This is a genomic window from Rhizobium sp. 10N414 (genome assembly GCF_056394785.1).
In genome coordinates, this window is the sequence record NZ_JBFTIN010000012.1 from 71,957 (window position 1) to 85,706 (window position 13,750).

General features: G+C 58.7%; 13 protein-coding genes. 3 read left to right on the top strand and 10 right to left on the bottom strand.

From position 1 onward, the window contains the following. Window positions 1-16: 16 nt before the first annotated feature. Window positions 17-403, bottom strand: coding sequence for a hypothetical protein (locus AC1DE4_RS13595; protein WP_477881652.1), 387 nt, complete (start codon window positions 401-403; stop codon window positions 17-19). A 1,090-nt stretch (window positions 404-1,493) separates the two neighbouring features. Here AC1DE4_RS13595 and AC1DE4_RS13600 point away from each other — a divergent pair. Then, window positions 1,494-1,655 carry a hypothetical protein gene (locus AC1DE4_RS13600; RefSeq protein WP_477881654.1) on the top strand — a complete coding sequence of 54 codons (162 nt, stop codon included), beginning with the start codon at window positions 1,494-1,496 and terminating at the stop codon, window positions 1,653-1,655. Between the two features lie 465 nt (window positions 1,656-2,120). On the opposite strand, the gene AC1DE4_RS13605 is transcribed toward AC1DE4_RS13600, so the two are convergent. From AC1DE4_RS13605 to AC1DE4_RS13645, 9 genes are all read right to left on the bottom strand, one after another. Beyond that, window positions 2,121-3,047, bottom strand: coding sequence for a cation diffusion facilitator family transporter (locus AC1DE4_RS13605; RefSeq protein WP_477881656.1), 927 nt, complete (start codon window positions 3,045-3,047; stop codon window positions 2,121-2,123). 248 nt (window positions 3,048-3,295) lie between these two features. Beyond that, a complete protein-coding gene (locus AC1DE4_RS13610) occupies window positions 3,296-3,547 on the bottom strand; it encodes a hypothetical protein (protein ID WP_477881658.1) in 252 nt (83 codons plus the stop codon). An 82-nt stretch (window positions 3,548-3,629) separates the two neighbouring features. Further along, window positions 3,630-4,385 carry an HAD hydrolase-like protein gene (locus tag AC1DE4_RS13615; protein WP_477881660.1) on the bottom strand — a complete coding sequence of 252 codons (756 nt, stop codon included), beginning with the start codon at window positions 4,383-4,385 and terminating at the stop codon, window positions 3,630-3,632. 292 nt (window positions 4,386-4,677) lie between these two features. Then, a complete protein-coding gene (locus tag AC1DE4_RS13620) occupies window positions 4,678-5,325 on the bottom strand; it encodes a dihydroxyacetone kinase family protein (protein WP_477881662.1) in 648 nt (215 codons plus the stop codon). A 4-nt stretch (window positions 5,326-5,329) separates the two neighbouring features. Beyond that, entirely contained in the window at window positions 5,330-6,331 is a 1,002-nt protein-coding gene (locus AC1DE4_RS13625; RefSeq protein WP_477881664.1) for a dihydroxyacetone kinase subunit DhaK, read from the bottom strand. Window positions 6,332-6,351: 20 nt separating this feature from the next. Then, the gene (locus AC1DE4_RS13630; RefSeq protein WP_477881666.1) at window positions 6,352-7,386 is read right to left on the bottom strand and encodes an ABC transporter permease; all 1,035 of its coding nucleotides are present in this window, start codon (window positions 7,384-7,386) and stop codon (window positions 6,352-6,354) included. Further along, window positions 7,386-8,951: a sugar ABC transporter ATP-binding protein gene (locus AC1DE4_RS13635; RefSeq protein ID WP_477881668.1), complete on the bottom strand. Its 1,566-nt coding sequence runs from the start codon at window positions 8,949-8,951 to the stop codon at window positions 7,386-7,388. The genes AC1DE4_RS13630 and AC1DE4_RS13635 overlap by 1 nt, the downstream gene beginning before the upstream one ends. Before the next feature lie 74 nt (window positions 8,952-9,025). Continuing rightward, a complete protein-coding gene (locus AC1DE4_RS13640; protein ID WP_112649340.1) occupies window positions 9,026-10,036 on the bottom strand; it encodes a substrate-binding domain-containing protein in 1,011 nt (336 codons plus the stop codon). Window positions 10,037-10,066: 30 nt separating this feature from the next. After that, window positions 10,067-11,089 (bottom strand): ABC transporter permease, encoded by a 1,023-nt coding sequence (locus AC1DE4_RS13645; RefSeq protein ID WP_112666035.1) that lies wholly within the window; start codon window positions 11,087-11,089, stop codon window positions 10,067-10,069. A 195-nt stretch (window positions 11,090-11,284) separates the two neighbouring features. Between AC1DE4_RS13645 and AC1DE4_RS13650 the strand changes: the two genes are divergently transcribed. Beyond that, the gene (locus AC1DE4_RS13650) at window positions 11,285-12,367 is read left to right on the top strand and encodes a LacI family DNA-binding transcriptional regulator (RefSeq protein ID WP_477881670.1); all 1,083 of its coding nucleotides are present in this window, start codon (window positions 11,285-11,287) and stop codon (window positions 12,365-12,367) included. A 219-nt stretch (window positions 12,368-12,586) separates the two neighbouring features. Continuing rightward, a complete protein-coding gene (locus AC1DE4_RS13655; protein ID WP_477881672.1) occupies window positions 12,587-13,738 on the top strand; it encodes an MFS transporter in 1,152 nt (383 codons plus the stop codon). The last annotated feature ends 12 nt before the right edge of the window (window positions 13,739-13,750 follow it).

Genomic DNA, 13,750 nt, shown 5'->3' on the forward strand with positions numbered 1-13,750 from the left:
CTCTCTTCGATCAAGCCTAGTTCCTTGCGAGAAGAACAACGTTCTCGTTCGACAAGGTTACAGTCACAGGAGCGCCATTGATCCGAATGGTAACCTCTCCCTTTTCGTCGTCCACGTCAGTAATCTCACCAAACAGACTGACACGGTCTTTTATGGTGAAACTCCTGCTAGATGTGTCGGAACGCCACATCGAGTCGTCCCAATATAGGTCGAGTTCCGATATGCCAACGCTCGCGAGAAAGCTGGTCTGCAGGTTTTTCTCCAGCCACTCTGCCGAACAGCCAAGCGCGGTCGCGGCCGCGTTGACGTCAGAATAGTCGTTCTCCCCGCCCTCGCCCCAAGTGACCTTGACGGACTCACCGCGCTCTGGATTTCGATAGATCCGAACGTTCTTCTGTCTCATGGTTCGACCTCCTATTGGCTGTGACTTAGCGTTGATGTGCGAGTTTTCTTCCGCGTTGATTGCGTTTTTGATTATCCCGGCTCAAAGATTGCGGATTGGCGATATATTGTAAAGGTACTCTGGCGAGCTAGCCGCTAATCGTCTCACGCGTCGTGCGTCTCGCCGGCCAACAGGATTGCGACACCGGCGGCGTGTTCATGCAGTTCCGAATCCTCCTCGATATTTACGAAGGCATCACATCGCCTTCATGCTTGGCTCCATTCACCGCTTGGTTGATGATGATAACAAGTTCGCTATGTTGGACAACTATTGGCGATGTGGCGCTATTGGATTGATAAATGTCGCAATTTGGACATCAAGCAATCAAATGAAAGGTAATGTAGTTATAACGAAATAAAGCGCAAAAAAATCGCGCCGGGAACGAATCAAATGACACCGTCCGAGTACCGGGCGACGCTGGCTGTCATCGGATTGACGGCAAGCGTCGTGCAAGAGCTTTTCGATATAGATGAACTTACAAGCCGCCGATGGGCCACAGGCGACTTGCCCGTTCCGCGCGCCGTCGCATTGAGTTTGTTGCTGATGGCATCGTATGGCGTATCCATAGGTGAGGCACGGATTCTTACAGGCTCCATACCCCTATTAAAGTCAGCTTGAGCGCCCTCCCCCGACCGCATGCAAGTGAGGTCATGTTAAAGCTGTCCCATCCTTTGCAGGATAGTACTGGTCGATAACGCAGTCAGCAGCTATGTCGCCGAGGCGTGGCCGCCTTGCGGCGGACTGGCCGCACGAGAGCCTTCACTCGATCGGAAAGAGCGTGGGGTTCAGCAACGACCGTGCAGGCTGTTTGACCAGCACCGTTTTAATCAGGCCTGGGGGCCCAAGGATATTGCCGGTCTGAAGCGGGCGAAGGGAAGCCGTTTGGGGCGGGGGCTTCCCTTCTTGTGCTTCCCAGTCGCTCAGCGATCAGGACAACCTAGAGATAGCCGCCGTGGGCGATGCACGCTAGTTGGACAAAAGTCCGAGCACGTCGGTCCAAAGTCCTAGGTGCTGGCGTCACGTTTGCCCATTGCCGATTTTGGCGAGGGTGATGGAGGAAATGAAGACCGCTGCGCGCGACCACATCGTCGAAACCGCTCGATCGTTGGTAAGGACAGGCCGCCCGGCAGTGGCGATTGCGGCCCGCCTGTTTTACGTTGCGGGCAAGGCTTGCAGTGCGGCATTGACCTTTGTCAAAAACCCATGGCTCTAGCCACAATCCAGGTGGGAACCCCGGCCGTTACGGCTGATGCCAACAATATCGAGACTATCTTGATCGCATAAGCCCGAGCATCATTCCGTTCGTATCTCATTGACCTGCCCTCCAATCCCCGCTTGCGAATTGAACTACAGGCGTGAAGGACAAGTCGAGTCACGATTCTTCAACGTCGTTAATAGTCGGCGCCGCGGCGGTTCCGAGTAGGCGTTGGCGTCGACTCTAACTGCGCGGTCAGAGTGATCTGCGAAGCAGCTCTCGGATCTGAGCAAATGGAGGCTTGGCATTCTGAAGCGTGCGGGATAGCGGACGCTAAGAGAAAGTCGGTGCCCAAGGGGTCATCTGAGCTGTCACCGTATCGAGTGAGGCCGCTTGTGACGAAGCAGTGTTCAAATCAATCAACGGCAGTCATCATGCTCTTCAAAGCGCAAAAGCTGTGCCGAAAAGCGCGATGCTCAAGGGCTATTCCGCCCATTCCGCATCGGCCGTGAACGCGATGGTGAGCCAGCGGTTGGTGCTTTCATCGCCGATCGCATTCCCTATTTCGTCGCGCAGCGCATCCCAATCCTCCACCGTTTTCGGCGGAAGGCCCTTGGGAACGATGAAGTAGAGTTCGATCTGTGTCGCCCTACCGACACGAGCAACGTAGGCGCGATATGAAAGGAAGTGGAGGCGACGCACGGTCTCGGAAGCGACGTTGTCCACATGGTTCTTAAGGTCGACCGGCGCGATGAGAAGGATCTCGGTCAGTGCCTTCCAGATTGTACCGATTGGAAGCGGAATCATCACCACGCAAACCAATGCGAGGACGACTGGGTCAACGTAGCTGGCGATCCACGCGACAGGGGTCGGCTGAACAGCGAGACCGATGACAAACGCGATCAGCAGGGCAAGGGCAATACCTCCCGACATGATCCAAGCCTTGACGTCGAGCGAAATGAAGTCCGACTTCAGGCGGCGGTTCAACCTGGCACCAATAACGGCCATGACAGCGCAGACGAGTACGGTCGTCGTCGTGTAGGTGATCGCCACGCGGTAATGCAGTTCGTGGCCGCCATTGAGGATGCTGATGATCGCGTTAATCAGTGCGTAAACCGCAACGGTTATCAGCAGGCTGCCGTTAAGCATCAAGACAATTGGCTCCAGATGCCAGAAGCCCATTGTAAAGCGGTTACGAACTCTTCCAGACAACGCGTCGGTTTGCGCTGACTTAACGATCAGGCTCGACACCCAAAGCGCAAGGCCGGTCATCGCCGCGTCGCCCAGAGAATAGACGCCGTCAAAGGCGATCGAGAACGATCCCGACAAAATGCCAAAGGCCACTCCGAGAGCGGCGACGACAACCGTTGCCACAATAGAGATGCGTAGGAACTGCTGCTCGCTCAACATCCAGTATCTCCGACATGACCGCACGACTATGTCCATCCTATCGTTTTGGCATCGCACGTGAAGACATTCGAAAATATCGACGACCGGGAATTCAACCGAAATGGAAAACCTGGGTTCCCAGGAGAGAATTAATTTCAAGGATTAGTCGATGGTACGGTCGCAGGACATCATCGAGGGTGCTGGTTCAGCGCTCTAGGATGCGTTCAAATACCGGGGTTTCGCCGGCCGCGGGTCACGATCGCTGGCAGTCATTCCTCTTCGAGCCGGAGCGGCTTGTCCAGTCCGTCGTGCAGTTCGTCGACGAGGCGGTTCAGCCAGCGAATGACGGTGTCATCGACGGTGTTCAGGGCACGCCCCACGGTCTCGACCTTTCTTGGTCGACAACGAGAAGTCACCAGATGTTTGATGACAAGGACGTCCTCGTTTTCCTTGACCGCCAGATGGCTGTGGATCAGACCAAACGCGGCGTTGTGCGCAACGTTTGCATTCCGAAAACGCACAATTCGGTCGTGGTCGGCTCCCGCCACCGGTTGGATTTACGCATTTTCCATACGTGGTCAGGAACGCCGCGGAAGAAACAATCTATCGATCAAGTCCGTGGTTTCGCAAGCGCAGCCGGATCGGCCTCGAAAGAAAATCGGCCGAGATCGGCAGACCGTACCAATTCGAAGTCTCAGGTGCGATTATCCCGATGGCCGCTGCGGCGAGCTCCGCCGGCGTTTCGATCAGTAGATCTGCGCCGGCGTGTTCCAGCTCTTCTTTCGTCCCGTAGCCCCAAAGGACGCCAATCGATCGCATTCCGTTCGCATGCGCACCGGCGATGTCGTACCGGCGGTCCCCGACCATGACGCAGCGATCGCGGTCGAGGCCGTTCTCCCTCAAAATATGGGCGATCAGTTCTGGCTTGTGGTCGATATCGCCGGTCGGCGTCGATCCGTAAATTCCCGCAAACTGCGAACCCAGCTTCTTATTCTCAAGGATTCTACGCGCGAACGTTTCGCGCTTCGATGTGGCCAAGTAAAGCCTTGCGGACCGGCTCATTGCCCGCAGAGCCTGCGGTATCCCATCATAAACCTCGCTGAGGAGCAGGCCGCCAGCCCCGTAATCCTGCCGGTAGGCATCGACAGCTTCTGCGACGCGATCATCCCCGAATTGTTTGAGAAGGTAAGACATGACGTCTTCAATCGGTGGGCCGATGATCGATGCAATGTCCATCGCTGGATCGGTTGTATGCCCGAGCGCGCGCAGAGCAGCACGGCAGCTTGAGAGGATGCCGGGTTCCGACGCGATCAGCGTCCCATCGAGATCAAGCAGGATTGCGGAAAGGTCAGATACCACCAGGCAGTTCTCCATTGAGTTGCTGAAGTGGCGATAGCGGAAGTGAAACCGAAATACACCCCCAAGAAACCACGCCAGATGGAATGGCGCCGCTCGGCAACGCGGACGGGAGAGAAATGAGCAACTCCCGGCACCAATGGCATCCGCAAAGCCTCAGTCGAGCAGAATGACAATTCAGGTTCTCGTTCACAACCCGGTGCAGCCGGTCAAAGTCGGTGTCTAGATCGACACCGACCCATACAGACCACTGCTTGTGCTGTCACACGCTAACCGAGGGCCAGACTAACCTACCCTATCGGCGCCCCACGAAGTCCGCCATCCGACGGATCAGGAATGCACCGACCGTGGCGCCGGCGTCCTGCAGACCGACGGTCTTTTCCTGGAATGCCGCCGCCTTGCCGTGCTGTGCCAGCATGGACTTTGTGGCTTCCAGCGCCTGTTCGGCAGCCTCGGCCGTGACGCTTAGAGCGTCTGAAAGCGCTGAACCCGTAGCAGCATGCGCCTCCAGCGTGGTTGCGATAGGATCCAGCACGTCGAGCAGGGTTTTGTCGCCAACCTTGGCCTTGCCACGCTCGGCAACACCATCGCGGTAAGCCCGCCAGAACGCTGCCATGTCGGCAGTATCCAGCGATTCCTTGCCTTCCACGGCCTTGCTTGCCCGGAGAAACCCTGTTGCCGTCAAGGTGCCCATCGTGGAGGGAGCGGTACGCGCCATGGTCGCCCCGGCGGTGCGCAGAAGCTTGGCTATACCGGCTGCCTCGCCTTCAGCGTCCAGCGCTTCCGCCGCGGCCGCGAAGGACTTGTTCATGGTAATGCCGAGGTCGCTATCGCCTACCTTGCCATCAAGCGCGATAAGGAACTCGCGCTGTTCGGCAAATAGCTCCTTCCAGCTCTTGAAGAGGTCGATAACGTTCGCGGCGTTCAATGTCTGGAGCGTCATGGTCTCACCTCGCGATGTGCTGGAAGAACGGCGTGTTTGCGGGAGCCGCGACGAGGCGATCCAGCTCTTCGTCGAGATGCAGGATCGAGATGGAGGCGCCTGCCATTTCCATCGACGTGGCGAACTCGCCGATCCAGACATGCTTGGCCGTGACGTTGCGTGCTTCGAGAAGCTGCGAGACGCGGCGGAAGAGGATATAGAGTTCCTCCAGTGGCGTACCGCCAAGTCCGTTGATCAATACGGCGACATTGTCGCCGGGCTTGTAGTCTGTTTCGGCGATGATGCGCTCCATCATCTCGTCGACGACAGCATCGGCAGACGCGAGCTTCTTGCGGCTGATGCCGGGCTCTCCATGGATGCCCATTCCGATTTCCATCTCATCCTCTCCGATAGAAAAGGTGGCATGGCCGATCTCGGGAACGACGCAGCTGGAAAGGGCGACGCCGATGGTGCGGGTGCGCAGGCGGGCCTTGTCGGCAATACGGGTGACCTCGTCCAGTGAAAGACCTTCCGCAGCGGCGGCGCCCGCAGCCTTATAGATGAAGAAGATGCCGGCGACGCCGCGACGCTTGTGTTCCTCGCCGACGACCGACGATGCAACATCGTCATTGCCGACGACTTGCTTAACGGCGATGCCGTCGAGATCGGCGAGTTCTGCCGCCATGTCGAAGTTGATGATGTCTCCGGTATAGTTTCCATAGATGTAGAGCACGCCGGCGCCCTGATCGATGTGTTTGGTGACCTGGTACATCTGCTCTGCGCTGGGTGACTGGAAAACCCCACCGACGGCCGCGCCATCAAGCATTCCGTCGCCGACGAAACCGAGGAATGTCGGCAAATGACCGGAGCCCCCACCGGTGGCGATGCCGACCTTGCCTGCCTTGGTCCTGGCGGTGACGAGGCAGCGCGGGTCGCCAGCTGTATAGGTGACGGCGGGATGGGCCTTGTAGATGCCTTCGAGCATCTCGTCGACGAAGTTGACGGGGTCGTTCAGGAATTTTTTCACGGGGGTCCTCCGGAAGTGGGTTATTTCTTACGCTGGCGCGTGACGAAGAAAGCGGCCGCCAGCAAGATAAAGCTGCCGACGACGAGGCGCTGCCAGGTGCTGGGAATACCGACCATGACGAGCACACTGTTGAGCACGACGATCAGCAGCACACCGAGAAGGGTGCCGAGGACCGTGCCCGTGCCGCCGGTGATGCGCGCCCCTCCGAGCACGACGGCGGCAATGACGTTGATCTCGGTGCCGACGAGATCGAAGGGGTTTGCCTGTCGATTGGCGCAAACATGGATGATGCCGGCTAGACCGGCGAGTGCGCCCGCATAGCCGAACAAGAAGACATGCACGGTGCGCAGGCTGTAACCGAGACGGCTTGCGATATCGGCATTACCGCCAACGGCAAAGATTGCACGGCCCATCAGGGTGCGGTTCAGGATCCACCAGGTCACGAGCGCCGCGACGGGCAGAACGAGGAAGTAGAACGGGAGCGTTATGAGCGCACCGTTGGCGGACTCAAACTGGACGAGCGGCATGCGCCCGAAGGCGCCCATTTGCGGCGGCAGCGACATGATCCACACGGTGCCGATGAACGAGAGCAGGAAGCCGCGGAAGAGATACTGTGTGCCGATCGTCACGATCAACGACGGCACCTTCAGGTAATGGACAAGCAAGCCATTAATGATGCCAAGCACCACGCCGCCAAGTGTCGCCATCAGGATGACGACGACGATGGGCAGGCCCGGCAGGTAGCTCTGCACGAGCACCGTCATCGAGTACATGGTGAAGGCCGCGATCGCTGTGAAGGACACGTCGATGCCGCCCGCCGCAAGGATGATGAAGACCCCGAGCGCGAAAAGCCCCATGACCACGCTCGCGCGGCCGATGTCGATGAGCGTCGATGGCTGCAGGAACGCCGGGTTGGCGATGGCGACACCGACAACGATCGCTATCAGGAGGAGGAAGGTGATTGTCTCCGGTCTACGGCGCACCAGCTCACCGAAGCTGAAGGAACGAGACGGGCTGTCGGCGCCGTGGAGTTCATCGGTTCGTAAAGCGTCCATCACACAGTCTCCGTCGTAATCACCAGCATCGCCTTATAAAGCTGGTCCTCAGTTGCCTGCTCGGCATCCATTTCCGCGACCACCCGACCGCCGTTCATGACAAGGATGCGGTCTGCGTTCTGAAGGAGTTCCGGCAGGTCGTCGCTGACGATGATAAGCCCCATGCCGGCTTCAGCGAGCCCCTGGATGACGCGGTAGATCGTATCCTTGGACCCGACGTCGACGCCGACGGTCGGTCCGTGCAGCACGAGAAGCTTGGGCGCGATGCTCAGCCACCGGCCGATCAGTACGCGCTGCTGGTTGCCACCTGAAAGGGCCCCGACCGGCAGGTCGAGATTCTTGGTGTTGAGCCGCATTTCCTCGGAAAGCCTGGTTGCGATAGTGCGCCCCTCCTCTCGATCGACGACGCCGATTGAATTGGCAAGGCGCGAGACGATAAGAGCGATCTCGTTTTCAAAGATCGACTTGCCGAGGAAAAGGCCTTCGGCGAGCCGGTCCTCCGGCACATAACCGATGCCCCGCTCGATGGCCTCGGCGGGCGAGCGTACGGAGACGGTCTTACCCTCGATCGTCACCACGCCGCTTGTCGCAGGTGCGACGCCGGTGAGTGCCATGGCAAGTTCGTTGCGGCCGGAATCGGCAAGACCAGTAATGCCGAGGATTTCACCCTTTCTGATCGAAAAGCTCATATCCCGCACGCCATCTGCAATGAGGCGGTCGACCTTGAGAAGTTCGGCATCGGACGGCTTGCCCGTACGATAGCGCTGAGCGTCGATGGATCGGCCGGTCATCAGCTCGGCCAGTTCCTTCTTGCTGTAATTCGCGATGGGGCCCTGGGCGACGCACTGGCCATCACGGAAGACGACAGCGTGGCCCCCGATGCGGTAGCATTCATCAAGCTTGTGGGTGACGAAAAGCACAGCGACATTTTCGGAGCGAAGGCGCTCGACGACACGAATGAGATTGTCCACCTCGCGACGCGTCAGGGACGTGGTGGGTTCGTCCATGATGACGAGCTTGGCGCGGGTCGCAATAGCCCGTGCGATGGCGACGAGTTGGCGGGACGCAAGCGGCAGATCGGAAACGATGGTGTTCAGGAAGGTACGGTCGGTCGGCAGCCCCGCGGCGGCGAGCGCCCGTTCGGCCGTCTCCTTCAATCGCTTGCGGTCGAAGAGGCGCAACAGGCGTCCATTGCCGTTGACCAACTGCTCGTTCAGCGCGACGTTTTCGGCGACTGTGAGGTTGGGCAGAAGCGACAGGTCCTGGTAAACCGTCTCGATACCGGCAGCCAGCGACTGGATCGGCGTCAGCGACGAAAAGGTCTCACCATCGAGGATGATCTCACCCGAGGTCGGTGCATGTGCCCCGGACATGATTTTGATGACAGTGCTCTTGCCGCACCCGTTCTCACCGAGAAGATGGTAGGCTTCGCCCGGCTGGAGCGTCAAGTCGATGCCACGCAAAGCATGAACGCCGCCGAACCTCTTCTGGATGTTTCTAAGTTCAAGGAGCGCAGCCGATTGCTGTGCGGTGTGTGTTTGTGCCGCCACGGAAATTGTCCTCATGCTGACCGGCGCGTCGTTGCGCCGGACGGGTCGGCCGGGAGGTAAATCTGCCGGCCGACTGACGGTTTGCGGAATTAGAACAGGTGTTCCTTGTAGGTCGCCTTGTCGGCCAGGACCATGCCATTGCCGAGGATCAGCAGACCCTTGCCCGGGCCCTTTTTGACCGAGACCTTGTTGTAGCCTTCGACACCGAGGTCCATACCGTCGGTGACTTCCTTCTTTTCCAGCAGCAGCTTGGCAACGGAGTTCATAGCCATGCCGGCCTTCTGCGGATCCCAAAAGCCGATTGCGGTGATTGCGCCGGATTCGAGAAGGTCAGCGGATGGGTTCGGCAGGCCGGTACCGACCAGGCAAACCTTCCCGCTCAGGCCCGCTTCGTCGATCGCGCGGCCAACGCCGAGCACGTCATTGCCGGCCGAGGTCTGGAAGCCCTTGATATCCGGGTGCTTGCGCAGGATCTCCTTGGCCTTTTCATAGGTGCCGTTTGCGTCGTCGAAGGATTCGTTGTTCGGATCGACGAGTTCCATGCCGGCATACTTCTTGGCGTTTTCTTCGCCGGCGCCGACCCACTGCATATGGGTGCGGCTACCGAGCGAACCAACGAAAGTCGTCCACTTGCCTTGCTTGCCCATGCACTCGGCCAGGCGCTCGTTGAGCGCGGCACCGTAGTCGGCATTGTCGAAGGCCTCAACGTCGGCATTGGTGTTCGTCTGGTTATCTGCTTCGTGAGTCACGACGACGATGCCGCGGTCCATGGCGCGCTGGAACGTACCTTCGAGAACAGCCGGGTCCATCGGCACGACGGCGAGTGCGTTGACGCCCTTGGCGACGAGATCGTTGACGATCTGCAGCTGCTGGGCCGAATCCGCTGTCGCTGGACCGCTCTGGGTGGCAACGACGTCAGTATTTGCCTCCTGATAGGCAACAACGCCCGTATTCATACGGTCAAACCACGGGATACCGCTGATCTTGACGACGGTGGCGATGACCGGCTTGTCCTGGGCGGCCAGCCCACCGATCGAACCTGCGAGCGCGACAGCTGCAACCGTGGTTCCAGCCAAAAGCTTCTTCGAAAACGACTTCATAGTTTCCTCCACGAATATTCCCTCCTGTTTTTACTTCGATGCTTGAGGGACAGGCACCGAAGGGGTTTGCGTGCGGCGACCTGGGGACAGGAAGCCAGCGATGTCGTAGCGGCCGATGGCCAGGAAGGTGAGCAGCAGAAGGCCCCAGGCAAAATCGCGAACGAAATTGGAAAGGCCGCCGAAATTGAGCAGGCTCGACATAAGCTGCAGGGCGATGGCGCTGAGCACAACGCATACGACGCGCCCATAGCCGCCCTCCGGCTTCACGCCCGCCATCACCGCAATGAGGATGGCGATGAGCAGGTACGAGCTCCCGTAGTCGAACTTCACATTGACGTTGCGCGCCGCAATGATGATGCCCGCAAGACCCGACAGCGTGCCTGAGATCGCATAGGTGGCGATGATCACGCGGTTCCTCGGAAAGCCCGCATAGACGGCCGCCCTGGGATTGGTGCCCATCAGCATCAGCCACAAGCCATAGGGCGTGAATTTCAGGAGTGCTGCAACGGCGCCGGCGACGAGCACGAAGATGAGAAAGCTGATCGGCACCGCGGTAATCATGTCGTTGCCGATGCTGGAAAGCAGCGCCGGGCTGCCGACAGCCACGGCCTTGCCGCCCGAAACAACGACCGCGAGCCCCATGAAGGCCATCTGCGTGCCGAGCGTGCAGAGGATAGGCGTGATGTTCAGCCGCGAGATGAGAAGGCCGTTAATGACGCCGCCTGCAAGACCGATCAGGATTGCGCCGGCAATGAACAAGAGGCTAAAGGCCATGCCGCTCTCTGACACGGACAAAACGGATGACACGATGACGGCGGAAAGCACGCCGGACAGATTGGCGAGCGCAATCCCTGACAGATCGATACCGCCATTGCCGGCACACATGGCGAGCATGACGCCGATGGCCAGAAGACCGATTTCCGGCACCTGGCTTGCCATGGACTGGAGATTGAAAACAGAAAGGAACGAGCCGCCTGAAATCAGGGCGCCTGCCACAAGCAACAGACCGTTTATGACAAGCAGCATCGCCAGCTGTCCGCCGGTTTTCTGCATGATCTCCTCCCATTTGTTTACTAAACAATGTACAGCTTCACTAAACGCTATCAAAGGATATTTGCGCTGACAAGCCCCGTTTTTGCGGCATATCGGTTGCGATTGGCCCAAAATTGGCTTAGGTCTCGCAAATACCGCTTAAATCGTTTAGTAAACTCGTTCGCAGTCGCAGCATGAAGGGCAACTTGTCTCCGCATGAAGAAACCGGGAAAACTGACCATCAGGGATATCGCCGAAGCGGCGGGCGTATCGCCCGCGACGGTTTCGCTCGTGCTAAACGGCAAGGGGGAGATTTCCGGCGTGACGCGGGCGCGGGTCTTAGAGGCGGTGGCTAGCCTAAACTACGTCCCGCGGGCAACGCGCAGCAACGCCGAACCGGGCGAGACCTTGCGCTTCTTGAAGATCGCCAAGCACGGCCACACGGTCAACCGCGACCATAGCGTCTTCATCTCCGACTATATCGACGGCATGTCTGCCGAGGCGACGCGGCGTAACTACACGCTCGAAGTCGTGAGCTTCGAAGGCCAGCCAATAAGCACGGTGGCGGAGTCCCTTGCCGGCGCGCCGATATCAGGCGTCATCGCGCTGGGTACGGAGTTGACGGAAGCCGATATCAGGCTCATTCAGGGTCTCGGCCTGCCGACCGTCTTCATCGACACGTTCTATGACGTGCTGGAGGCCAATTTCGTCGACATGAACAACGAGGACGCCGTCTATAAGGCGCTGTCGCGTTTCCGCATGCAGGGTTTCCAGCGCATCGGCTTCGTCGCATCCCATGTCGACACAACCAACTTCCGCCTGCGTCGCGAGGCTTTTTTCAAGAACATGGCGAGGCTCGGCCTGCCTGTGAACGAGGCCGACATCCTTTCGGTGGAGTCGACCTATGACGGCGCCTATCTCGATACTCGCGCGCTGCTTTCGACCGGGCTGGAGCTTGCCGAATGTTATTTTTGCACGAACGACATTATCGCCTACGGGTTCATTCGCGCGCTTCGCGAATATGGCGTATCAATTCCACAGGACGTCTCGATCATCGGCTTCGACAACCTGCCGCAGAGTGCGACCATGGAGCCGGGTCTGACGACCATCGACGTGTCGAAGCGCAAGATAGGCAACCTTGCCGTTACTGTGCTGGACGACCTGATTGTCGCCGCCGAGCCGCAGCCGCCGGTCAAGATCCTGGTTGGCGCTGAGCTTGTTCTGCGCGCCAGCCACGAGCATGGCGAATCGGAGACTGCGCGGGTCCGCGCGACGCGCAAGACACAGCAGCCCGTATAACGAAATCGCGGGGAAACTCATCTTGTCAGGGAAGAGGAACTCGCGTAAGACGCGTATCGTCGCTGCAACTACGCGGACCTGTCCAAGACCGCTGGAGCGGCCGTTCCCTCTGACTGTTATCCACCATGCTTTAGAGCCTCGGATACGATGACTTTCGTTTGGATCACGGTCGGACGTTGAGGAATTTCCGCGACAACCTAATGACCCGGGAGCCCGGCAATGCGTATTGAGCCGCAGGTGCGAATTTATACCTGCTTCTTCCTCTTTTCGGCATCGACCGGTGCCCTGCTCTCACGCCTTCCCGATCTCCAGGATGCCCTCCAGGTCAACAAGTCGGAGCTTGGCCTCACGCTGATTGGTGCAGCGATCGGTGCACTGATATCCTTAACGTTCTTTTCGCCCCTCGTGGCCCGTTTGGGTGCCAGAACCACTGCGATCATAACCGTGCTCGGGACGTCCGCGCTGATCGCCTCAGTCCCGTGGATGACGAGCGCCGAACTCGTTTTTGGGATCCTGTTTTTGGAAGGATTGCTCGCAGGAGCCCTAGAAATAAATCTCAACGTCGAAATTGACCGTATCGAAGCGCAGCTCGGCCGGGGTGTCATGAACCGTGCCCATGGTTTCTGGAGCCTTGGATTTTTCGTGACTGCGCTTATGTCATCAGGAGTGCGTCAGGCCGGCATCTCGATGCAATTCCACTTGGCACTGACATTTATGGCGGTGTTGGTTGTGGCCGCTGTCGTGATCAGCGGAATGCGTAGTGCACCGGCGCGGGCTTTGGGCGAGCATGCGGACTCAGGTCATGTCGCATTGCCGACGCTTGGTCTTCTTCCCCTCTGTGTCATAGGCATTGCCGCTTTCCTGGTGGAGGGCGCAGGCATAGATTGGTCATCGATTTACATGCGCGATGTTTTCCAGGTTGAACCATTTGTCGGCGGCCTCGGATTGACCCTGTTTACACTGTTCATGGCGCTCACCAGGCTGTTCGCGGATCGTTTTGTCGATCAATACGGGTCCCGGGCAGTCGCGGTCACTTTGCTGCTGATCTCAACGGCTGGCCTCATTGCAGTTTGGCTTGCCCCCCATCCCCAGCTTGCGCTCGTCGGCTTTGCCCTAATGGGTGGCGGCTGCAGCGCCGTCTATCCGCTTGCGGTTTCGGCTGCCGCTCAGCGAACCGACCGGCCTGCGCATATGAACGTTGCCGCTTTGGGCCAGATGTCCTTCATCGTTTTTTTCCTTGCTCCACCTTTACTCGGCTTTGTCGCTGAGCAGGCAGGTATTCGAATGTCATACCTGGTCTGCATTCCGGTCATTGTCGTTGCGCTATTCTGCGTCAAATCGCTCTCAACAAGGCGAAGTGCGTTCGCGTAACCGCCCAAGTCG